Raw genomic sequence first — 22,358 nt, forward strand, 5'->3', positions numbered from 1 at the left:
GGGTCAGATACACTTAAAATAATCGAAGGGTTCCAGACAGTCGGTGCAGCGCCATTGCGCCTTGCAGGGGGTCGATCCGAACTGGCTGATCTTTTCCAGATGCGTCGATTGGCACCGGGGGCAGCGTTCGGGGCCACCTGCGGGTTGGGGCGGGGCGATGCCGTAGCTTTCCAGCTTGGCGCGGCCTGCGTCGGTCATCCAGTCAGAGGTCCAGGCAGGCGAAAGTTGCCGCTTTAGAGCCAGTTTTTCGATCCCATGCCCGCGCAATGCCGCTTCGATATCAAGGTTGATAATCGTCGTCGCGGGGCAGCCGGAGTAGGTCGGCGTCACTGTGACCTCTAGCGTGTCATCCTGCCATTGCACATCGCGGATGATCCCCAGATCGGTCAGCGAGATTACCGGAATCTCGGGGTCCGGCACGGCGTGAAGCCAGCCCCAAACCGTCTCTAACGAAGGCTTTTCGACTACCATGTCGCATCCGGGTAGGCGCGTTGCAGCCATTGCATCTGCGTCAGCATATGCCCCAGATGTTCCGAATGGCGCTTACCGGATTTGCCGCCACGATGCCCGAAGTCGCTTTCGGGCCGTGTCAGCGTGGCGGCGGTGAAGACATCGTTCACCAAGGTATCATAGGCGGGGCGCAGGGAGGCAGGATCGGGTGCAATGCCTGCTGCGACCATAGCCTCGTCCACGGCGTCTGCAACGAACATTTCCCCGACATAGGGCCACAACAGGTCCAGCGCGTTCTGCATGCGGCGGTGGCTTTCCTCGGTGCCGTCGCCAAGGCCGATCACCGTGTCTGTCGCGCGCTCCAGATGGTAGGTCACCTCTTTGCTCGACTTTTCCGCGATGGCGGCGATCTGTGCATCGCTGCTTTCCATCAGGGCGGTCAGCTGCGACAGGTGCCATGCGTCAAACAGGAACTGGCGCATGATCGTCTGGCCGAAATCGCCGTTGGGCTGTTCGACCAACAACAGATTGCGGAAATCCCAGACGTCACGGTGAAAGGCAAGCCGATCCGCATCGCGACCCGCGTCTTCGACCTTACCCGCCAGATCCAGCCAAAGCGTGGTCTGGCCGATCAGATCCAGCGCGGTATTCGCCAGCGCGATGTCTTCCTCCAGCACGGGGGCGTGGCCGCACCATTCCGAGACGCGGTGTCCCAGAACAAGGGTGTTATCCCCCATCCGGCATAAAAATTCGAACAAATCGCCTTTGTTAGGGTCTATATTTGCCGTGCTCACATCGCCCCCACTTCGTCTGGAATGTCAAAGAAGGTGGGGTGGCGGTAGACTTTGTCGTTGGCGGGCTCGTACAGCGGGCCTTTTTCCTCGGGCGAGGAGGCGGCGATATGGGCGGCCTCGACGACCCAGATGCTCACGCCTTCGTTGCGGCGCGTATAAACATCGCGGGCATTCTTGATCGCCATTTCGGCGTCAGCGGCGTGAAGCGACCCGACGTGGCGATGGCTCAGCCCGTGCTGGCCGCGAATGAAAATCTCGAACAGGGGCCATTCATCGGCGCGCGCCTTGCCGTGGTCGACCGCTTGGGTGCCGGGGTAGGGTTTTGCTTCTGGGCTGCTCATCTTGCTTACTCCGCTGCCAGTTTCGCGGCGCGTTTCTTCGCCGCATGTGCCATCAAACCGTCCCGCACCCACGCGCCGTCGTCCCACGCCTTGTTGCGCGCGGCGAGCCGTTCGGTATTGCAGGGGCCATTGCCCTTGAGCACGTCAAAGAATTCGTCCCAATCGGGCTGGGTAAAGTCGTAATGCCCGCGTTCCTCGTTCCACTTCAGATCGGGGTCGGGAACGCTGAGGCCCAGATATTCGGCCTGCGGGACACATTCATCGACGAACTTCTGACGCAGTTCGTCGTTGGAGTTCATCTTGATCTTCCACGCCATCGATTGCGCCGAATGGACAGAGTTTTCGTCCGACGGGCCGAACATCATCAGCGCGGGACCCCAGAAGCGGTTGAGCGCGTCCTGCGCCATCTTGCGCTGCGCGTCTGTGCCCTTCGCCATCTTCATCATGATGTCGTAGCCCTGGCGCTGGTGGAACGATTCCTCTTTGCAGATACGCACCATCGCGCGGGCATAGGGGCCGTAGGATGTGCGTTGCAACGGCACTTGGTTCATGATCGCGGCCCCATCCACGAGCCAGCCGACAGCCCCCATATCGGCCCATGTCAGGGTCGGATAATTGAAGATAGAGCTGTATTTCATTTTGCCCGACAGAAGGTCGCGGGTCAGCTGGTCACGGCTGACCCCCAGTGTTTCGGCGGCACAATAGAGATACAGACCGTGGCCTGCCTCGTCCTGCACCTTGGCGAGCAGGATCGCCTTACGCTCCAGCGTCGGGGCGCGGGTGATCCAGTTGCCTTCTGGCAACTGGCCCACGATTTCCGAATGCGCGTGCTGGCCGATCTGCCGGATCAGGTTCTTGCGATACCCCTCCGGCATCCAGTCTTTCGGTTCGATCTTGCCGCCCGCATTTATCCGTTCCTGAAAGGCGCGTTCCTGCGGATCCATCTCTTCGAGAGATTTGACACCTTGGCCGGTGGATTTGATCATCTGTGCATACATCGTTCAGATCCTTTCAGGGGGATAATTGCGTTAAGCGCGTTCGAGGATGATGGCGACGCCTTGGCCGACGCCGACACACATGGTGCACAGCGCATAGCGGCCGCCTGTGCGTTTCAACTGCAGGGCTGCGGTCATGACCAGACGGGCACCGGACATCCCCAGCGGGTGACCGATGGCAATCGCGCCGCCGTTGGCATTCACATGAGGCGCATCATCCGCCACGCCAAGCGCGCGCAATGTGGCGATCCCTTGCGACGCGAATGCTTCGTTCAGTTCGATCACATCCATCTGGTCGATGGTCAGACCTGCGCGGGCCAGAACTTTCTGGCTGGCAGGAACAGGGCCGATGCCCATGACGCGCGGTTCAACACCGGCGGCAGAGATCCCGACAACGCGTGCAATCGGGGTCAACCCGTGCTGCGACGCCGCCGCTTCAGAGGCCATCAGTATCGCCGCCGCGCCGTCGTTGACGCCAGAGGCATTGCCCGCAGTCACGGTCAGGTCGGGGCCGTTGATCGGGCGCAGCTTGGTCAGCGCTTCCATCGTGGTGCCGGGGCGCGGGTGTTCGTCGCGGTCAAAGACAATCGGGTCGCCCTTGCGCTGCGGGATCGACACGGGGGTGATCTCGTCGGCGAAAACACCGGCCTTGTCCGCGGCTTCCCAGCGGTCCTGACTGCGCTTGGCAAAGGCGTCCTGATCTTCGCGGCTGATATCATAATCCGTAGCCACGTTATCGCCGGTTTCAGGCATGGATTCGACGCCGTATTGCGCCTTCATCTTGGGGTTCACAAAGCGCCAGCCAATGGTGGTATCATAGACAGCGTTGTTGCGCGAGAAGGCGGTTTCCGCCTTGGGCATCACGAAGGGCGCGCGAGTCATGCTTTCGACACCGCCGGCAATCGCCAGATCCATGTCGCCGGCCTTGATCGCGCGGGCCGCGACGCCGACCGCATCCATGCCAGAGGCACACAGACGGTTGATCGTTGCACCGGGCACATCGACCGGCAGGCCGGCCAGCAGGGCCGCCATACGGGCCACGTTACGATTGTCTTCGCCGGCCTGGTTGGCACAGCCAAAGATCACGTCATCGATTTTGGACCAATCCAGATCAGGATTGCGGGCCATCAGTGCGGCAATCGGTGCCGCTGCCAGATCATCGGCGCGGACCGATGACAATGCGCCGCCAAAGCGGCCGATGGGTGTGCGCTGCGCGTCACAAATAAAAGCGTCCATGAAAGTCTCCCTTGGTTGACGAGCGTAGGGATAGTCGCGATTCGACGCAACTTAAATGTTACCTGACATTTTTCAGTTTTCATATTTTGTAACATAAGGGCGGACAGGATAACGCGCAAGGAGGTCTGTTCGGGCCGCTTTGGCAAGGCGCGCAACCTTCCCCCGCAGGAGCGCTGGAACAGGGGTGGAAACCCCGTTAAAACAATGCGCAAGATGCGCCCCAGACTGATTTGACCCGAACGGACCTGACCCATGCATAGTGTGACCCTGCTAACCTCCCCTCAACGCCCGCAGCTTGAGGCGTCGCTGGTCGATGCTGTGCGCAACGCATGGGGCGGCGGGGATGCTGTCTGGCTTGCTCCGGACGAGGCGGCGGGCTTTGACATGAAGCGGATGCCGGGCAATCGCTGGGATGTCTGGGCCGAATGTCAGGGGATGGGGGTCGATCTGGTGATCACCCCGTCGGAAGGCCGCCGCAAGAAGATGCTGCTGGCGGACATGGACAGCACCATGATCCAGCAGGAGTGTATCGACGAGCTGGCAGATGAAGCCGGGGTCGGGGACCGCGTCAAAGATATCACCGCCCGCGCCATGAACGGAGAGCTTGATTTCAACGCTGCCCTGCGCGAACGGGTTGGTCTGTTAAAGGGGCTGGACGAGGCGGTGATCACCCGCGTGCTGGCCGAACGGATCACCCATATGCCCGGCGGCAAGACCCTGATCGCCACGATGAAGGCAAATGGGGCCTATGCGGCGCTTGTGTCGGGCGGTTTCACGGCGTTCACCGCCGCCGTGGCAGAGGCGCTTGGCTTTGACGAGAACCGCGCGAATACGCTGATCGCATCGGATGGCGTGCTGACGGGCGACGTTGGCGTGCCGATATTGGGCAAACAGGCCAAGGTCGATGCGCTGGAACAGATCACCGCGCGCCTGGGGCTGTCAGAGGATGACGTGATTGCCGTGGGAGACGGGGCAAACGATCTGGGCATGCTGGCGCGCGCGGGCATGGGGGTGGCGCTGCACGCCAAGCCCGCCGTGGCGGCGGAATGTGACGTGCGGATCAACTTTGGCGACCTGACGGCGCTGCTTTATGTGCAGGGGTACGCCAAGGACGAATTCGTCATCTAGGCGCGCAAACTGCATGGGGCGCTGCCCCATACCCCGGGATTTTTAACCATTTGGAAACGACGTTACGCAAAGCCAGCGGCAGGTTTGAGCGTGCCCGTGATGATGCCGCGCCGGTTTTCTATCGGGGCATTGCGGTATTTCAACGCTTCGGGGTGGTTCGGATCGAGCGCGCCGAGTTTGACCAGGATCGAGGTGATCGCGCATTCGGCCGCGCGTTTGGTGCCACAGGCCGCCTTGAGAGCCACGCCGATGTTCTGATCCGGCAGGATCGCGATGAAGAACCCCTCGGCCCCGGTTTTGAGCGCGACCTTGCCGTTCATCGCGCGCATCAGATTGGTGCAGGCGCGGGTCTCGCCGGCGACAAGGTCGGGGTGCAGGCGCATGGCCTGATGCAGCCGCGCCTCGGCCGACCCATCAGGAGCAGCGGCGAAATGCGCCATGGCGCGGGCCATACCATGTAGCGTAGTTGCAAAATTCGGGACAGAGCAGCCGTCGATCCCGAAGCCGGGCGAGGTGGTGCCGGTCACACGCTCGAACGCCTCGAGACAGGCGCGTTGCACGGGGTGGTCCGGCTTTTCGTAATCCGCACCGCCGCCCATATGGGTGTTTACGGTCAGGAACCCTGCGTGTTTGCCGGAACATTCATGGTGGATCTGGCAAGGCTGCGTGCCGGAACACACCAGTGCATTGCGGGCGGCCTCGTCACCGGGAAGTGCCGTGCCGCAGCGAAAGGCGCTGTCGTCCAGCCCCAACGTCTTGAGCCAGTCAGAGATGATGCCCACATGCAAATCCGCCGCCTGATGGGACGCGCAGGCCAGCGCCAGATGTTGGGGCCCAAGGCCATAGGCATCGGCGGCACCGGACTGGATCAGGGGCAGCGCTTGGATCATCTTGGCAGAGGAGCGCGGCAGGATCACCGTGTCGGGATCGCCCCAAGCCTGCAGGATCTGACCGCTGCTGTCACAGACCACCGCATGACCCGAATGCACGCTTTCCAGAAACGGGCCACGCCAGATTTCAGCAAAGGGGGCTGCTTGGGTCATGAATTATCCTTTTCGTTGGCGAATTCCTGCCAATCAGGGTTTCGTGTGTCGCCTGTTTGCCGTTATTATGCTTGTTGACGAGAGAAATACAGTTCCTTTGATCAAGAGCGCCTCCCGAAGGGCTGCCATTGGGGAATTGTGGTGATGTTGAGGTTAATGGCGGCTGGAGGCCCAGGTAGATGATGAACTTTAGGACGATTGGTTTTGCGGCGGCGCTGGCGGGTCTGAGCGCAGGCAGCGTTTTCGCGCAAGCGCAAAGCACGAACCGCGTGGCAGCAGAGACGGACTGGAGCGTATTCGTCGAAGACAACCCGACCGAATGCTGGGGCGTGTCCACGCCGAAAGAATCCGTAAACTCCCGTGATGGTCGCGTTGTGGCGGTGAACCGTGGCCAGACCCTGCTGATGGTCTTTTACCGTCCAAGCGCGGGGGCCAAGGGGCAGGTGGCCTTTACCGGCGGCTATCCCTTTGCTTCGGGGTCGACGGTCAACATGAACATCGGCGGCACCACGTTCGAGCTGTTCACCGAAGGCGAATGGGCTTGGCCTGCGACCACCGAGGACGACAACAAGATCATCGCCGCGATGAAACGTGGCGCGGATGCCAAGCTGACGGGCCGTTCCGGGCGTGGGACGCAGACCGAGGACACGTTCTCGCTTCTGGGGTTCACAGCTGCGGTTGAAGATGCGGCCAAACGCTGCGGCGGCTAGGTTTTTCCGCCTGAACTGATCGCAAAGCCCTGCCATTGGCGGGGCTTTTTCACACCAAGGGTTTGGTCGATAAATCGGCCATGACGGGCGAAGCTATGCACTCAGCCCGGCCCAGCAATGCGGCGTTTCCTTTTGATTTAGGGAAAAATCCCTATATAGAGCGCTCAAACCCCTGCACACCGGAGAATCCCCATGTCTGCGACCGCGCCGATTACTCAAGATGTCATGACCATTCCGCGTAAGCAGGCGGAGGGGCCGGTGAACCTTGTCGGGTTGACCCGTGATGCCATGCGCGCCGCGTTGATCGCGGAAGGCACGCCGGAGAAACAGGCGAAGATGCGTGTGGGTCAGATCTGGCAATGGATCTATCAATGGGGCACCCGCGATTTTGCCGATATGACCAACCTGTCGAAAGCCTTCCGTGCCGAGCTGGCCGAGAAGTTCGTGATCGAGGTGCCCGAGGTCGTGACCAAACAGGTGTCCGAAGACGGCACGCGCAAATATCTGGTGCGTATTGCGGGCGGCCATGAGGTCGAGGTGGTGTATATCCCCGAAGAGGGGCGCGGCACCTTGTGCGTCAGCTCTCAGGTCGGCTGCACGCTGACCTGTTCCTTCTGTCACACTGGCACGCAAAAGCTGGTGCGCAACCTGACCGCGGCCGAGATTATCGGGCAGGTGATGGTGGCGCGGGATGATCTGGGCGAATGGCCCGTGCCCGGTACGCTGACCGATGCGCCGCGGCTGTTGTCCAACATCGTGCTGATGGGCATGGGCGAGCCGCTTTATAACTTCGAGAATGTGCGCGACGCGATGAAGATCGCGATGGACCCCGAGGGGATCCAGCTGTCGCGCCGCCGGATCACCTTGTCGACCTCCGGTGTTGTGCCAGAGATCGCGCGCACCGCCGAAGAGATTGGCTGCCAGCTGGCTGTATCTTTCCACGCCACCACGGACGAGGTGCGCAACAAGCTGGTGCCGATCAACAAGCGCTGGAACATCGCCGAGCTGATCGAGGCGCTGCGGGCCTACCCCAAGGTCAGCAACTCTGAACGGATCACGTTTGAATATGTCATGCTGGATGGTGTGAACGATTCAGACGCCGATGCGCATCGTCTGATTGAATTGATCCGCGGTATCCCCGCCAAGATCAACCTGATCCCGTTCAACGAATGGCCCGGCGCGCCGTATAAGCGGTCGTCGAACAACCGCATTCGCGCGTTCTCCGAGATCGTGTACCAGGCAGGCTACGCCTCGCCCGTGCGTAAACCGCGGGGTGAAGATATCATGGCGGCCTGCGGTCAGTTGAAATCGGCGACAGAACGCGAACGCAAGTCCCGCAAGCAGATCGAGGCTGACGCGGGGATGTAACCGCCCTCAATTCAACGTGAAATCCACGATGCAGCCGTCCCGATTGGGGCGGCTGTTTGCATTTGAAGGGGTTTGATTGTGGCGGGGTCACCCTGAAATGACCTTGGGCCCGCCACATTTAAGCAGAAATTAAGTCATGATCGCCCAGAATATTGTTTCCATCGACAACACAATCAGGAGCGATACTGCGATGACTGTTATTATCAAGAACGACGCCTTTATCACTGCCGATGTACTGGCGCTTGTGACCCGCGAACGCGAAAGCGCCTTGTCCTACCGCGAATGGAAACATCGTCTGGCCGGCTATGGCTATGGGGTGCGTGACACGGACCACGGGTCCGTTCTGGAAACGCTGCCGCATCACGTTGAGGTCTGTGTGCTTCCGGCCGATCTTTGCGCCTGATCTGACCGGAACCTTTTATTTTGAACGCCCGGGGACTTCCTCTCGGGCGGGGGCTGTATCCCAGTTCTCGATCAGCTTCATCGCCTCGTCGGCGGTTTCAACGAATTGGAACAGGTCCAGATCCTGATCAGAGATCGTGCCCGCGTCTGCCAGCGCATCCCAGTTGATGATCTTTTCCCAGAAGGCACGGCCGAACAGCAGGAACGGCACACGGCTCATCCGGCCTGTCTGGATCAGGGTCAGCGTTTCGAACATCTCGTCCAGCGTGCCAAAGCCGCCGGGGAAGACACAGATCGCCCGTGCGCGCATCAGGAAATGCATCTTGCGGATCGCGAAGTAGTGAAAGTTAAAGCACAGCTCCGGTGTGACATATTCATTCGGGGCCTGTTCGAAGGGTAGAACGATGTTCAGCCCGATCGATTGCCCGCCGGCGTCGACGGCACCGCGGTTGCCTGCCTCCATCACGCCGGGGCCACCGCCAGTGACGATCACGTTATCTTGCCCGTCACTCTCCATCGATTTCAGCGTCATCAGCCGTGCGAATTCGCGGGCCTCGTCATAGAAATGGGACAGATCGGCCAGTGTCTTGGTGCGGGCCTTGTCTTTATGGGCAGGGGCGGGAATACGCGCGCCGCCGAACAGGACGATGGTGGATTTCACACCATGGGCGTCCAGCTCCATCTCGGGCTTGAGCAATTCCAGTTGCAGCCGGACGGGGCGCAACTCCTGACGGCACATGAAGTCGTCATCGGTAAAGGCCAGCCGGTATGCCGGGGCGCGCGTTTGCGGTGTGTCGGGTACATCCTGCGCGGTGGCGCGGTCGTCGCCGGCCTTGCGCAAGGGGTGGCGTTTGGATTCGGTCATCATACTCTCCGGTCTGTGCGGGCGACGGGCGCCCTTTGCTGCAACATGCCTGCCTTTGCCGCAAATGACCACGCCATCCGACGTCATTGCACCACAGCCCCTACGACTGTATAGCCAAGCGCAACATTTGACCCTCATTCGCCGGAGCTACACCCATGTCGAACGCCCAACTTGAAACCGCCATCGAAGCCGCCTGGGACGCCCGTGACACGATCACTTCGGCCACCACCGGTGAAACACGTGACGCGATCGAAGACACGCTGGCCGCGCTGGACAGCGGCAAGCTGCGCGTTGCCGAAAAGATGGAGAACGGCGACTGGCATGTGAACCAATGGGCCAAGAAAGCGGTCCTGCTGGGCTTCCGCATCAAGGATATGGAACAGCAAGACGGCGGCCCGCAGGGCAGCGGCTGGTGGGACAAGGTCGATAGCAAGTTCAAAGGCTGGAACGATGCCGACTGGAAAGAGGCAGGCTTTCGTGCCGTGCCCAATTGTGTCGTGCGCAAATCGGCCTATATCGCGCCGGGCGTCGTGCTGATGCCGTCCTTTGTGAACATTGGTGCCTATGTCGACAGCGGCACAATGGTTGACACATGGGCGACCGTCGGGTCCTGCGCGCAGATCGGCAAGAACGTCCACCTGTCGGGTGGTGTTGGCATCGGTGGCGTGCTCGAGCCCATGCAGGCTGGCCCGACAATCATCGAAGACAACTGCTTTATCGGTGCGCGTTCCGAGGTGGTCGAAGGCTGTATCGTCCGCGAAGGCTCCGTTCTGGGGATGGGGGTTTACATCGGCCAGTCGACCAAGATCCTCGACCGTGAAACCGGCGAAGTCTTCTATGGCGAAGTGCCCGCGGGGTCGGTCGTTGTGGCGGGGTCCATGCCGTCGAAGAACGGTGTGCACCTTTATTGCGCCGTGATCGTGAAGCGCGTCGACGAAAAGACCCGCTCCAAAACCTCGATCAACGAGCTGCTGCGCGACTAAGGGAACCTTTTCACAGGCCTGTGAGTTCACTCTATGAAACAAGACTTATGGAGAATTTGAAATGACAGGTCTGGGTTGGTTCGCAGCAATAATCGTCGGTGGTCTGGCCGGTTGGATCGCGGAAAAGATCATGAAGTCCGATATGGGGCTGATCATGAACATTATTCTGGGGATCATTGGCGCGATCGTTGCCAACTTCCTGCTGATGACAATCGTCGGTGCGACCTTGGGTGGCTGGATTGGTCAGCTGGTCGTCGGTGTCATCGGGGCCTGCCTGTTGATTTGGGTCACACGTTTGGTACGCGGACGTAGCTGACCCTTTTCAGACGACACAGAACACGATAGGGCTGCCGCATCTTAATGCGGTGGCCCTTTTTATGTCTGACCAGAAGAAACCCAAGAAACCGTCGCGCCAGCAGGTCTATACGCTGCTGGTCGAGATTGGCCGAAAAGAGGGCGACGGCCTACCGGACAAGGCGACGGGCGCTGCGCTGATGTGCTTTGCCTCGGGTATCGACGAAGCGGAAGCCGTGCGCGAGACGGTCGCCATCCTGAAACAGGCCGATACCAACCCGCTGGACGTGACCGGATATGGCACGATTGCGGACCGCGAGGCCGAAGGCCACGAGATTGACGAAGACGAACGGGCCTTGATGGCGCGGGCGCTGGACGAAAACTCTGTCATTATTGCGCAGATGACGCCTTTCTTCGACTAAGGTTCCTGCGCGGCTTTGCAGCGCTGGCGTGGGCTATGTGGCTCACCGCTTTGTGTATTTCCGCGCTGCCCCTTGGCTTTGGTGCATTTTCCCCACAAATGTAGGGCGACACCGCGACACACGCCGAAGGAGCCCTCATATGTCCAGCATCGATCCCGTAGACCTGACCGCCAAACTGGTACGTTGCCCGTCGGTCACCCCCGCAGATGGGGGCGCGCAAGACGTGCTGTTCGATCTGCTGACCGAGGCGGGGTTTGATTGTGCCTGGGCGGACCGTGGCGGGATCAAGAACCTCTTTGCGCGTTGGGGCAACAAGGGTAACACCCGCAGCTTTGGCTTTAACGGTCACACCGATGTCGTGCCCATCGGGAACGAGGCCGATTGGACGATGCCGCCCTTCGGCGCAGAGATCAAAGACGGCATCATGTACGGGCGCGGCACCACCGATATGAAATCCGGTGTGGCAGCCTTTACCGCCGCGGCCATCGACTTTGTCCGCGACACGCCCCCGGATGGGTCCATCGTGCTGGCAATCACCGGCGACGAGGAAGCCGAAGGCGTCGACGGCACTCGAGCCTTGCTGGATTACATGCAAGAGGCGGGCGAACGAATGGATGTTTGTCTTGTTGGGGAGCCGACATGTCCGAACAAGATGGGCGAGATGATCAAGATCGGGCGACGCGGGTCGCTGAACGCGCATTTTCGCGTGATCGGCAAACAGGGCCATGCGGCCTATCCTCACCGTGCCAATAACCCTATGCCTGCGATGATGCGGCTGATGGATCAGCTTGCCTCGCATCAGCTGGACGAGGGAACGGACCATTTCGATCCCTCCACGCTGGCGATTGTCACCGTCGATACCGGCAACCCCGCGACCAACGTGATCCCCGCTGAAACCCGCGCGACGGTGAACATCCGTTTTAACGACAAGCATTCGGGCGCTAGCCTGACCACCTGGCTGGAGGAACAGGCCGCCGCGATCCGCGACAGCTTTGGCGTGCAGGTCGAGCTCAAGGTCAAGATTTCGGGCGAGAGCTTTATCACGCCACCGGGTGAGCTGTCTGATCTGGTGTCCAAAGCGGTGCAGGCAGAGACGGGGGTGACGCCCGAGCTGTCCACCTCTGGCGGGACGTCGGATGCGCGGTTCATGAAGCACCATTGCCCTGTGGTTGAATTCGGGCTGGTTGGTCAGTCCATGCACGAGGTCGACGAAAACGTCGAGGTGGCGCAGATCCACCAGCTCAAATCCATCTATACCCGCATCCTGAAGGACTATTTCGCATGACCGCCCATATCGCCGTGACCGAAGACCTCGCCAGCTGTCACCTGCTGCGCCGGATCGTCTTTATCGAAGAGCAGAACGTGTCGGAAGCCGATGAAATGGACGACCGCGACGATGACGCGACGCATTTCCTTGCGACCGAAGAAGAGCTCCCCATCGGGTCGGCGCGAATGCATATCAAGGGTGATACGGCCAAGATCGGGCGCGTATGTGTGATCAAATCCCACCGCGGTACGGGGCTTGGCGCGGCGCTGATCCGCGCGGCGATAGACGAGGCGCGCAAGGATCCTGCCGTGCGCTTCGTGAAGCTCGGCGCGCAGCTGCATGCTTTGGGGTTCTACGAAAAGCTGGGGTTCGTGGCGCAGGGGCCGGTCTTTGACGACGCCGGCATTGATCACCGCGAGATGGTGCTGTCGCTTTGAACCGCACGCTGGTCATCATGGTGAAAGAGCCGCTGCCGGGGCGGGTCAAGACGCGGCTTGGCCGTGATCTGGGCATGACCGCTGCCGCGTGGTGGTTCCGGCATCAGACCCGCGCGTTGATCCGCCGTGTGCAAGACCCGCGCTGGCAGGTGGTGCTGGCGGTCGCGCCGGATCGGGCGGGGCTGTCCAGCCGTGTCTGGCCCGCGCATCTACCGCGCTGGCCGCAGGGGCGCGGTGATCTAGGCGACCGTATGGGCCGCATGCTGCGTGCTGCGCCTGCGGGCCCGGTCTGTGTCATCGGGGCGGATATTCCGGGTGTGACCGCGGCGCGGGTGGCCGATGCGTTTCGCGCGCTCGGGTCGCATGACGCGGTGTTCGGGCCTGCACCGGACGGGGGCTATTGGCTGGTCGGGCTGAAACGCGCCCGCCCCGTGCCGCCGCGCCTGTTTGAAAATGTCCGCTGGTCCACGGAGCATGCGCTGGCCGATACCGTCGCCACGCTGCCCGATCACCGCATCGCACAGGTCGCCACATTGCGGGACGTGGATACAATCGACGATTTGCTCATGACGAAGCGGGGTGCGCGTGCTACCTCGTGAAGCATGAGCAAAATACCTTCAAAGCCCGAGATCCTTGACTGGATCGCCGAAAACCCAACTCTGACCGCCAAGCGTGACATCGCGAAGGCGTTCGGCATCAAGGGGGCGGCCCGGATCGATCTGAAACGCGTGCTGAAAGAGCTGGAGGCCGAAGGCCATCTGGAAAAGCGCAAGCGCAGCTATCAGGATCCTGACCGCTTGCCGCCGGTGTCTGTGTTGCAGGTCACGGGGCCGGACAAGGATGGCGATCTGTTTGCCAAACCGATGGAGTGGCAGGGCGAAGGCGTGGAGCCCGTGGTGCTGGTGATGCCCCGTGCCTCTGACCCGGCCTTGGGTGCGGGCGACCGTATTCTGGCGCGGTTGACGCTGGTACAGGCGCAAGACCACCACTACGAGGCGCGGCTGATCCGCCGCATTGGCGCGAACCCGCAGCGGGTCTTGGGCATCTTCCGCAAGACCACCGAAGGCGGGCGCATTGTGCCCATCGACAAAGGGTCCGACAAGGAATGGTGGGTGCCCGGAGACGCGACCCACGGGGCCAAGGATGGCGAGCTGGTCGAGGCTGAGCAGGCCGGACCAAAGGCGCGCATGGGATCGCCACGGGCGCGTATCGTTGAACGGCTGGGGGACCCGTCGGCACCGAAGGCTGTGTCTTTGATCGCGATCCACCAGCATGGTATCCCCGACGACTTTCCTGACGACGTGATGGCGCAGGCCGATGCCGCGAAACCCGTGGGCCTGAAAGGGCGCGAGGATCTGCGCGATTTGCCCCTGATCACCATCGACCCGTCGGACGCGCGGGACCATGATGACGCATGCTATGCCCATGCTGACGAAGACCCCAAGAACGAGGGCGGCCATGTCGTCTGGGTCGCGATTGCCGATGTGGCCGCCTATGTCACCCCCGGCTCTGCGCTGGACCGCGAGGCGCGCAAACGGGGCAATTCCACCTATTTCCCTGACCGTGTGGTGCCGATGCTGCCCGACCGCCTGTCGGGGGATCTGTGTTCGTTGCACGAAGGCGTGCCGCGGGCCTGTATCGCTGTCCGCATGGTGCTGGATGCGGCGGGCAACAAGATCGGCCATAGCTTCCATCGCGGGTTGATGCGCTCGCCCGCTTCGCTGCACTACGAAGAGGTGCAGGACGCGATTGACGGTGCCCCCAATGACCGCACCGGCCCGTTGCTGGACCCTGTGCTAAAACCGATCTATGCCGCCTATGCCGCCTTGAAAGCTGCCCGCGCCGAGCGTCAGCCGCTGGACCTTGACCTGCCCGAGCGGCGGATCGAGCTGGACAAGGACGGCACCGTTAAATCGGTGAACTTCAAGGACCGGCTGGATGCGCACCGCTTGATCGAAGAGTTCATGGTGCTGGCCAATGTCGCCGCCGCCGAAACACTGCTGTCCAAGAAAACGCCGCTGCTGTATCGCATCCACGAAGAACCCTCTCCCGCCAAGCTGGACGCCTTGCGCGAAACCGCGCAGGCGGCGGGCTATACGCTGGCCAAGGGACAGGTGCTGCATACGCGCCATCTGAACAAGCTGCTGAACGATGCGGCGGGCACGGATGATGCCGAGCTGATCAACCTGTCGACCCTGCGGTCGATGACGCAAGCCTATTACGGGCCTGCGCATATCGGGCACTTTGGTCTGGCGCTGCGGTCCTACGCGCATTTCACCTCTCCGATCCGGCGCTATGCGGATTTGATCGTGCACCGCGCGTTGATCACTGCCCACGGCTGGGGCAACGACGGGCTAAGCCAGCATGATATCGAGGATATCGAACAGACCGGCGCGCATATCTCGGACACGGAACGCCGGTCGATGATGGCAGAGCGCGACACCACCGATCGCTATCTCGCGTCCTATCTGTCGGAACGTGTGGGCAATGAATTCTCGGGCCGGATCAGCGGCGTGGCGCGATTTGGAGCCTTTGTGAAGCTGGACGAAACCGGGGCCGACGGGCTGCTGCCCATGCGGTCGCTGGGGCGCGAGTATTTCCATTTCGACCAAGAAGCCGGCACGCTGATGGGGTCGGATACCGGCATGATCATCTCTGTCGGGCAGCGTGTCACCGTGCGCCTGTCAGAGGCGGTCCCGGTCACCGGGGGAATCGCGCTGGAGCTGCTGACGCTTGAGGGTGACGCCCTGCCCAAGGGCGGCCAAGGGGTGCGGCGCGGACGCGGTGGGCCTGCGGGCCGCACCAACCCCAAGCGCAAGGGTGTCAAAGCCAAGCGCAAGGCGGATAAGGTGAAACGCAAGGTCAAACGCACACGACGCTGACCCCGGAGCGGGGACACGAGGCAGGAACAGGCGGGCAGTAACACGCACAGCGGGCAACTCCGCCTTTCTGGGCGCGGCGTTTGACGCTAGGCTTGCAGCGTGATGCTGGGGAAGGGCGCGGGAATGGAACTGCTGAAAATTGGCGTATTGGTTGGCGGGGTGACACTGTCGGTGACGGCTGCCACAGGTGTGATCGCTGCGGGGGCCGAGGGTACTGCGCGCCCACCCGCCATGGTGCAAAAGCCGGGCAACGCGGCGGGGTTGCAGGACTGGGTGACCGCCTTTCGTGCGCGTGCATTGGCCGCAGGGATCGACGGTGCGGTCTTTGACCGCGCGATGCAGACCGTGCGCTATGACCCGCAGGTCATCCGCCGCGACCGCAACCAATCCGAATTCACCAAAACAATCTGGGCCTATCTGGAGACCGCGACCTCTGATCTACGGGTCACCAACGGGAAGAAGGCGCTGGCCGAGCAGGCCGACGCGCTATCCCAGATCGAAACGCGCTATGGCGTCGAGAAAGAGATCGTCACCGCGATCTGGGGGCTGGAAAGCGCCTATGGCACCTTTAGGGGCAGCGATCCGGTGCTCAGCTCGCTGGCGACATTGGCCTATGACGGACGGCGGAGGGCGTTCTTTGAAGGGGAGCTGCTGGACGCGCTGCGGATCTTGCAGGCGGGCGATACCACGCCCGCGAGGATGCAGGGCAGTTGGGCTGGTGCGATGGGTCACACGCAGTTCATGCCCTCGTCTTTCCAGCAATATGCCGAGGATTTCACCGGCGATGGCAAACGCGATATCTGGAGCGATGATCCACGTGACGCGCTTGCCTCTACCGCGGCGTATCTCAAGCATTTCGGATGGGTCCAGGGGCAGCCTTGGGGCGTCGAGGTACGGCTGCCCGAGGGGTTCGACTATCTTCTGGCGGGGCGGGATATCCTGAAAACGTCCGCGGAATGGCGTGCGCTTGGGGTGCGCCCTGTGACAGGGTCGCTGGGGGATCACGGCCCTGCGTCCCTGCTTTTGCCCGGTGGGACAGAGGGTGCGGCGTTTCTGATTTATGCCAATTTCGCGGTGATCGAACGCTATAATTCGGCCGATGCCTATGTGATCGGTGTGGGGCATCTGGCGGACCGTATCGCCGGGGGCGGGCCGATCGAGGCCAGCTGGCCGGTGCAAGACCGCGCGCTGACCTATGACGAACGGATCGAGCTTCAGACGCAGTTGACGGCGCAGGGGTTTGATACGGTCCAGATCGACGCCAAGATCGGCCCGCTGACCATCAATGCGGTGCGCGAGTTCCAATTGTCGCAGGGGCTTGTGCCTGACGGCTATGCCTCCCCCCGATTGTTGGAGGCGCTGCGCGCAGCCGCGGCGGAATAATCTGGCGTAAATGAAACGCGCCGGACCTTTGGGTCCGGCGCGTGCCTTCGGCGAGGATTTTAAACCATTTGGAAGCGGCTTAGCCGGGTGACATCCCGCGCAGCCGTTCGGAGCGGCGGCGCAGCAGTTCGACCACGGTCAGCAGGCAGATCGAGATGACCACGAGGATCGTCGCCACGGCAAGGATCGTGGGGCTGATCTGTTCGCGCAGGCCGGTGAACATCTGCCACGGGAGCGTTTTCTGACCGGCAGACCCGACAAAGAGCACCACGACGACTTCATCAAACGAGGTGATGAAGGCGAACAAACCGCCCGAGATCACGCCCGGCAGGATCAACGGCATTTGCACGCGGAAGAAGGTCGTGACCGGATTGGCCCCCATATTCGCCGCCGCGCGGGTGAGAGAGCGGTCAAAGCCCACCAGTGTCGCGGTGACGGTGATGATGACGAAGGGGATGCCCAAGGCCGCGTGGGCCAGAACAACGCCGACATATGTGCCCTGCAGGCCGACGCGGCTGTAAAAGAAGTACATGCCCGCCGCCGAGATGATCAGCGGGACGATCATGGGCGAGATCAGGATGGCCATGATCGCGCGCCGGAACGGCACGTGCTGCTGGCTCAGGCCAATCGCCGCGAGGGTGCCGAAGCTGACCGACAGAAGGGTCGCGGCCGGGGCGATCTTGATCGAGTTCCAGACGGCACCTTGCCATGCGGAGCTGCTGAAGAAGTCTTTGTAGTGGCGCAGCGAATACCCTTCGGGATCAAAACGCAGCATTTCAGGGGTGAAGGTAAAGAAGTTCTCGGCGTTGAAGCTAAGTGGCATGACCACGAGGATCGGTGTGATCAGGAACACAAGGATCGCGCCGCAAATAATGCGGAAGGCAAAGTGCCAGAGCACCTGACCCGGGGTTAGGTAGGGCGCGACCTTGGCGCGGTAGCGTCCCTCGTAGAGCCAGAAGCTGAACCAGCCGAAGAACCAGCCGAAGATGGCCCCTAGGACCAGCAAGGGCACGCCGCCCAGAATAAAGCCGATCACCGCCAGCAGAATGACAGAGGTCCAGCGGGCGATGGTTTCGTTCTTGATCAGCTGCGTCAGCACAAAGGCCAGCGCCCCCATTGAGAGGGCTCCGATCAGGATGCCCAGCAGTCCGCTGCCTTGGGCGGTGCCGACAAAGAGCCCGGCAAAGGCACCTGCTGCTGCGACAACCGGTACATAGAAACCGACGGGTTTGCGGGAGATAGGTGTGAGTGCGACCATGATATCAGCCTCCCAGTTTCACGTTGTCGATGCCGACGATCTTGTCGTAGGCCCAGTAAAGCCCAAGCACCACGGCCAGCAGGATCGCCCCAAGCGCGGCCGCGAGGCCCCAGTTGAGCGAGCTGGAGATGTGGTAGGCAATCCGGTTGGAGATGAATGTCCCCGTGGTGCCGCCGACGATTTCCGGCGTGATATAGTAGCCGATCGACAGGATGAACACGAGGATCGACCTCGCGCCGATGCCGGGCACTGATTGCGGGAAATACACGCGCCAGAAGGCTGTCCAGTTCGTGGCCCCCAGCGACTTTGCCGCACGTAGATAGCTGGGCGGTACTGTTTGCATCACGGAATAGAGCGGGAGGATCATGAAGGGCAGCAGGATGTGCGTCATCGCGATGATCGTGCCGGTTTGGTTGTTGATCAGCGCAAGACGGCTGTCATCGGCCACCAGCCCCAGCCACACCAGTGTATCGTTGATCACACCCTGTTGTTGCAGCATGACCTTCCACGCCGATGTCCGCACCAGAAGCGAGGTCCAGAAGGGCAGCAGCACGAGGATCATCAGCAGGTTCGCGGTACGCGCGGGCAGGTTGGCGAGGATCCACGCCACCGGATAGCCCAGCAGGATACAGCTGAGGGTGATGCAGACCGACATGAACAGCGTGCGCAGGAACAGCGTGCCGTAGATGCGTTCGTTGTCGGGGCGGAATTCGGGACCGTCAGCCGTTTTCTGCATGTCGACGGCATTCAGGAAATAGCCGTTGGTCAGCGCGGGACTGTAGGCGCGGATTGTGCTCCAGATCGGGGTTTTGCCCCAATCGTCGTCAATCTCGGTGAAGGCCGTTTTGTAATCGACTGCGTCGAATGCAGGGGCGGCTGCGGCTGCCTCGGTAAGTTCGGCTGATGCCGGGCCTGAATAGCTGGCGATTTGCGATGCCGTGGGGCCTGTCAGGTCGTCATAGAGTGCCGAGTAGATCAGCGCCCATGGGTCTTCCTTGTACAGGTTGTCTTCGTCGTCGTTCTGAACGAAGTCGGCGAAAATTTCGTAGTATTCGGCGGTCTCGGGCAGAAGCTCTGCCATGCCTTCGCGCATTTCAAACGCGGGCTGGTCGTCGCCGGAGGATTTTTTCCAGTCGGAAATCTCTGCCAGCCATGCGTCGGAGCCAAGTAGAGCGTTCCAGTTTTCGCCCTTCTTCCAGAAGTCGTTCAGATCCTCGAACTGGTCCTGAAACACTTCGCCAATGTCATCCACGCCGCGGCCGGATTTGCGGAACAGGGACGATGCACCGGTCAGCTCGTAGTTGAGCCTTGAGCCCAGACGGGTGTGCAATTTGCGTTCCTGTGCGATGAACAGGTCTTCGTAGAGCGCCTTGTAGACGGGGGCACCGGGGGTTTCACCGCTTTCGCTGTCCCAGTCGGACAGGGTTTGCGTGGTGCGGGGCAGCGTGTCGCTGACGATCTGGTTCTCGACAGAGCGGAACAGCATATCGGCGATCGGCGCGATAAAGGTGATCAGGATAAAGATCAGCAGAGGGGCGATCAGCAAAAGCGCGCTGAGCTTCTGACGACGGAGCGCACGGTTCAGGCTGCGTTTCAGCGGTGTGCCGTCCGCGGCCAGCATCGGGCCGGTTTGTTCAGGTGTGTCGTTCGTCGCGTCGGCGGTATCGCTCATATCGGCCCCATGGGGTTAGGTCGCTGGAAGGTCGGGAAAATGGAAAAACAAATAGGGGGTGGAGGAGGCCAAAGCGGCCTCCTCCGAATGGTTCAGGCGATTATTGCGCCAACCATGCCTGGAACTTCGCGTCGATGTCGTCGCGGTAGTCAGCCCAGAACTCGTAGTTGTAGAGGAACGTGTTCTTTGCGTTGGCCGGGTCGGTTGGCATGTGTGGTGCCATGTCGATGCCCAGTTCTGCGTGCTTGCCAACCATAGGAGCGGAGGACAAACGGGCAGGGCCGTAGCTGATGTACTGCGATTGATCCGCCAGACGCTGGGTGTCTGTCGCGAATTTCACGAAGTCTTTGACGCGCGCCAGACGGTCGTCAGGCAGACCTGCTGGGATGATCCAACCGTCAAGGTCAAACACCTGTGCGTCCCACAGCATTGCAACGGGCTGGTCTTGCTCTTCGATAACGCTGAACAGACGGCCGTTGTAGGTGGACCCCATGACGACTTCGCCATCGGCCAGCAGCTGTGGCGTGTCGGCACCGGCGGACCACCAGATCACGTCGTCCTTGATGGTGTCGAGCTTGGCCAGAGCCTGTTCCTGACCTTCTGGAGTTGCCAGAACGTCATAGACTTCGTCCTTTGCAACGCCGTCACAGAGCAGCGCCCATTCCATGTTGTTGATGGGGCGCTTTTCAAGCGCGCGCTTGCCTGGGTAGGCTTCGGTGTCGAAGACGTCGCAGATTTTGGTTGGAGGCGTGTCGCCAACCATGTCTGTGCGATACCCGAATGTGGTCGAATACACGATCTGCGGGATAAAGCAGTCGCTGACCAGCAGGTCGCCAAAGTCGTCTTCAGCGGATGTCCCGTCGGGGGCTTCTGCCAGCATCTCGTCCGCGTCGATTTCCATCGCCAGACCTTCGTCGCACAGGCGGATGGCGTCAGCGGCAACCACGTCGACCAGATCCCAGGTCACGTTGCCGGCTTCGTTCATCGCGCGCAGCTTAGCCACGGCTTCGTTGGAGCTTTCATCCCAAACAGCAGAGAGTTCAGGGTGCATTTCCAGATAGGGCTGCAGATACGCTTTGTCTTGGCTGGCTTGGTAAGCGCCACCCCAGGAAACAAGCGTCATCTCTTTGGCCATGTCCGCATGCGCATCGGCGAATGCCAATGTACCAGCGCCAATGATCGCGGAGGATGCGAGTAGCGTTGTCGTAAACTTCATTAGATAGTCTCCCATTATATGCCCGTTAGGGTCTTGAGGGTGTGATATCGGGCTTAACCACAGCCTCGTGCGACGCCGTCGAACGTTGGACGGCCGGCCGCGTCCTGACGCTTATGCGTCGAGGGCGCGGCAATCTTCTGCCAACCAGCCAATCTCGATCTGCTGGCCTGGCTTCAAACGTACCTGATCGGGTGCGTTTCGTGTCTTGATGATAAAGTTGTCGGTCCCGGCAACCCGCAGGCGGGTGCGGAAGATGTCGCCCATATAGACGAATTCAAGCACTTCGGCTTTCAGGGTGTGTGCCCCTTCCTGCATCCGGTCCTTGTTGAATTCGACGCGCTCGGGGCGGATCGATACGCGGGTGCGTTCGCCGGCGCGGGTCACGTTGATCGGCTTTGCCTCGATCAGGCCGCCGCCGTCCAACTGCACAAGGCAAGTGCCGCCCTTGATCTCGGTCACGACGCCTTCAAGAGTGTTATTCTCGCCGATGAACTGCGCAACAAAGCTGTTTTCGGGCTCTTCATACAGCAGATCGGGCGGGGCCAACTGTTGGATGCGCCCGTTTTCAAACACGGCCACGCGGTCGGACATCGTCAGCGCTTCGGTCTGGTCGTGGGTCACGTAGACCACGGTGATGCCCAGTTCATGCGCCAGATGCGTGATCTCGAACTGCAATGTTTCGCGCAGCTGTTTGTCCAACGCCCCCAGCGGTTCGTCCATCAACACCAGTTCGGGTTCGAAGACCAAAGCACGGGCCAAGGCAACGCGTTGCTGCTGACCACCGGAAAGCTGTGCCGGACGGCGGCCGCCGAAGTCGCCCATCTGAACACGGTCCAGCGCGATCTTCACTTTCTCTTCACGCTCGGACTTGCCGATCTTGCGCACCTCAAGCGGGAAGGCGAGGTTTTCGGCAACGGTCATATGCGGGAAAAGCGCGTAGTTCTGGAACACCATGCCAATGCCGCGTTTGTGCGGCGGGATGTTGTTGATCGATTTACCATCAAGCCGGATGTCGCCATGCGTGGCCGTTTCGAAACCCGCCAGCATCATCAGGCAGGTGGTCTTGCCGGACCCCGATGGCCCGAGCATTGTCAGAAACTCGCCTTTCGGCATCGACAGGTTGAGGTCTTTTACGACGAGATTTTCGCCGTCATAGCTTTTCTGCACGCGTTCAAATTCTACGAACGCATTCGTTGCTGAAGTATCTGCCAA

23 protein-coding genes are annotated in these 22,358 nt (G+C 61.1%); 12 read left to right on the top strand and 11 right to left on the bottom strand.

The annotated features are described in order from the left end of the window. Positions 1–3 precede the first annotated feature (3 nt). Genes paaD through pcaF form a run of 5 tightly spaced genes read right to left on the bottom strand, consistent with a single transcriptional unit; the run spans position 4 to position 3,816 of the window. On the bottom strand, positions 4–471 hold the full coding sequence (gene paaD / locus IV89_RS02390) for a 1,2-phenylacetyl-CoA epoxidase subunit PaaD (protein WP_037942552.1): 468 nt from the start codon (positions 469–471) through the stop codon (positions 4–6). Then, a complete protein-coding gene (gene paaC, locus IV89_RS02395; protein WP_037942553.1) occupies positions 465–1,187 on the bottom strand; it encodes a 1,2-phenylacetyl-CoA epoxidase subunit PaaC in 723 nt (240 codons plus the stop codon). Before paaC ends, paaD begins: the two co-directional genes overlap by 7 nt. Before the next feature lie 53 nt (positions 1,188–1,240). Beyond that, positions 1,241–1,585 (bottom strand): 1,2-phenylacetyl-CoA epoxidase subunit PaaB, encoded by a 345-nt coding sequence (gene paaB, locus IV89_RS02400; RefSeq protein WP_005850550.1) that lies wholly within the window; start codon positions 1,583–1,585, stop codon positions 1,241–1,243. 5 nt (positions 1,586–1,590) lie between these two features. Continuing rightward, on the bottom strand, positions 1,591–2,583 hold the full coding sequence (paaA, locus tag IV89_RS02405) for a 1,2-phenylacetyl-CoA epoxidase subunit PaaA (protein WP_037942555.1): 993 nt from the start codon (positions 2,581–2,583) through the stop codon (positions 1,591–1,593). Positions 2,584–2,613: 30 nt separating this feature from the next. Next, on the bottom strand, positions 2,614–3,816 hold the full coding sequence (gene pcaF / locus IV89_RS02410) for a 3-oxoadipyl-CoA thiolase (RefSeq protein ID WP_037942557.1): 1,203 nt from the start codon (positions 3,814–3,816) through the stop codon (positions 2,614–2,616). Positions 3,817–4,068: 252 nt separating this feature from the next. Between pcaF and serB the strand changes: the two genes are divergently transcribed. Further along, positions 4,069–4,944, top strand: coding sequence for a phosphoserine phosphatase SerB (gene serB / locus IV89_RS02415; protein ID WP_005850546.1), 876 nt, complete (start codon positions 4,069–4,071; stop codon positions 4,942–4,944). 62 nt (positions 4,945–5,006) lie between these two features. Here serB and IV89_RS02420 read toward each other — a convergent pair whose 3' ends face one another. After that, on the bottom strand, positions 5,007–5,987 hold the full coding sequence (locus IV89_RS02420; RefSeq protein WP_037942559.1) for an asparaginase: 981 nt from the start codon (positions 5,985–5,987) through the stop codon (positions 5,007–5,009). A gap of 179 nt (positions 5,988–6,166) precedes the next feature. Between IV89_RS02420 and IV89_RS02425 the strand changes: the two genes are divergently transcribed. From IV89_RS02425 to IV89_RS02435, 3 genes are all read left to right on the top strand, one after another. Beyond that, on the top strand, positions 6,167–6,697 hold the full coding sequence (locus IV89_RS02425; protein ID WP_005850544.1) for an invasion associated locus B family protein: 531 nt from the start codon (positions 6,167–6,169) through the stop codon (positions 6,695–6,697). Between the two features lie 192 nt (positions 6,698–6,889). Next, positions 6,890–8,065, top strand: coding sequence for a 23S rRNA (adenine(2503)-C(2))-methyltransferase RlmN (rlmN, locus tag IV89_RS02430; RefSeq protein WP_037942562.1), 1,176 nt, complete (start codon positions 6,890–6,892; stop codon positions 8,063–8,065). Between the two features lie 190 nt (positions 8,066–8,255). Beyond that, positions 8,256–8,468, top strand: a complete 213-nt coding sequence (locus IV89_RS02435) for a hypothetical protein (protein ID WP_005850541.1) — start codon at positions 8,256–8,258, stop codon at positions 8,466–8,468. Between the two features lie 15 nt (positions 8,469–8,483). On the opposite strand, the gene IV89_RS02440 is transcribed toward IV89_RS02435, so the two are convergent. Beyond that, the gene (locus tag IV89_RS02440; RefSeq protein ID WP_037942873.1) at positions 8,484–9,332 is read right to left on the bottom strand and encodes a TIGR00730 family Rossman fold protein; all 849 of its coding nucleotides are present in this window, start codon (positions 9,330–9,332) and stop codon (positions 8,484–8,486) included. Between the two features lie 155 nt (positions 9,333–9,487). On the opposite strand from IV89_RS02440, the gene dapD reads away from it, so the two are divergent. The 8 genes from dapD (at position 9,488) to IV89_RS02480 (ending at position 17,000) form a co-directional block, all read left to right on the top strand. Continuing rightward, complete coding sequence (gene dapD / locus IV89_RS02445) at positions 9,488–10,315, top strand: 2,3,4,5-tetrahydropyridine-2,6-dicarboxylate N-succinyltransferase (RefSeq protein ID WP_005850539.1); 828 nt, start codon at positions 9,488–9,490, stop codon at positions 10,313–10,315. A gap of 61 nt (positions 10,316–10,376) precedes the next feature. Continuing rightward, entirely contained in the window at positions 10,377–10,631 is a 255-nt protein-coding gene (locus IV89_RS02450; RefSeq protein WP_005850538.1) for a GlsB/YeaQ/YmgE family stress response membrane protein, read from the top strand. A gap of 61 nt (positions 10,632–10,692) precedes the next feature. Further along, positions 10,693–11,031: a hypothetical protein gene (locus IV89_RS02455; RefSeq protein WP_005850537.1), complete on the top strand. Its 339-nt coding sequence runs from the start codon at positions 10,693–10,695 to the stop codon at positions 11,029–11,031. A gap of 139 nt (positions 11,032–11,170) precedes the next feature. Continuing rightward, positions 11,171–12,316 (top strand): succinyl-diaminopimelate desuccinylase, encoded by a 1,146-nt coding sequence (gene dapE, locus IV89_RS02460; RefSeq protein WP_037942564.1) that lies wholly within the window; start codon positions 11,171–11,173, stop codon positions 12,314–12,316. Beyond that, complete coding sequence (locus IV89_RS02465; RefSeq protein ID WP_037942566.1) at positions 12,313–12,735, top strand: GNAT family N-acetyltransferase; 423 nt, start codon at positions 12,313–12,315, stop codon at positions 12,733–12,735. The genes dapE and IV89_RS02465 overlap by 4 nt, the downstream gene beginning before the upstream one ends. Further along, positions 12,732–13,334, top strand: a complete 603-nt coding sequence (locus IV89_RS02470; RefSeq protein WP_037942568.1) for a TIGR04282 family arsenosugar biosynthesis glycosyltransferase — start codon at positions 12,732–12,734, stop codon at positions 13,332–13,334. Before IV89_RS02465 ends, IV89_RS02470 begins: the two co-directional genes overlap by 4 nt. Before the next feature lie 3 nt (positions 13,335–13,337). Beyond that, complete coding sequence (gene rnr / locus IV89_RS02475) at positions 13,338–15,617, top strand: ribonuclease R (protein ID WP_037942569.1); 2,280 nt, start codon at positions 13,338–13,340, stop codon at positions 15,615–15,617. A gap of 123 nt (positions 15,618–15,740) precedes the next feature. Further along, on the top strand, positions 15,741–17,000 hold the full coding sequence (locus tag IV89_RS02480) for a lytic murein transglycosylase (RefSeq protein WP_235183733.1): 1,260 nt from the start codon (positions 15,741–15,743) through the stop codon (positions 16,998–17,000). Positions 17,001–17,079: 79 nt separating this feature from the next. Here IV89_RS02480 and IV89_RS02485 read toward each other — a convergent pair whose 3' ends face one another. From IV89_RS02485 to IV89_RS02500, 4 genes are all read right to left on the bottom strand, one after another. Beyond that, positions 17,080–18,258, bottom strand: coding sequence for an ABC transporter permease (locus IV89_RS02485; protein ID WP_037942574.1), 1,179 nt, complete (start codon positions 18,256–18,258; stop codon positions 17,080–17,082). Between the two features lie 4 nt (positions 18,259–18,262). Then, positions 18,263–19,930, bottom strand: coding sequence for an ABC transporter permease (locus tag IV89_RS02490; RefSeq protein ID WP_037942575.1), 1,668 nt, complete (start codon positions 19,928–19,930; stop codon positions 18,263–18,265). Positions 19,931–20,030: 100 nt separating this feature from the next. Beyond that, positions 20,031–21,146: an extracellular solute-binding protein gene (locus tag IV89_RS02495; RefSeq protein WP_009825599.1), complete on the bottom strand. Its 1,116-nt coding sequence runs from the start codon at positions 21,144–21,146 to the stop codon at positions 20,031–20,033. A gap of 111 nt (positions 21,147–21,257) precedes the next feature. Continuing rightward, the gene (locus IV89_RS02500) at positions 21,258–22,358 is read right to left on the bottom strand and encodes an ABC transporter ATP-binding protein (RefSeq protein WP_005850522.1); all 1,101 of its coding nucleotides are present in this window, start codon (positions 22,356–22,358) and stop codon (positions 21,258–21,260) included.

This window comes from Sulfitobacter sp. CB2047, from assembly GCF_000735125.2.
GTDB lineage: Bacteria > Pseudomonadota > Alphaproteobacteria > Rhodobacterales > Rhodobacteraceae > Sulfitobacter > Sulfitobacter pontiacus.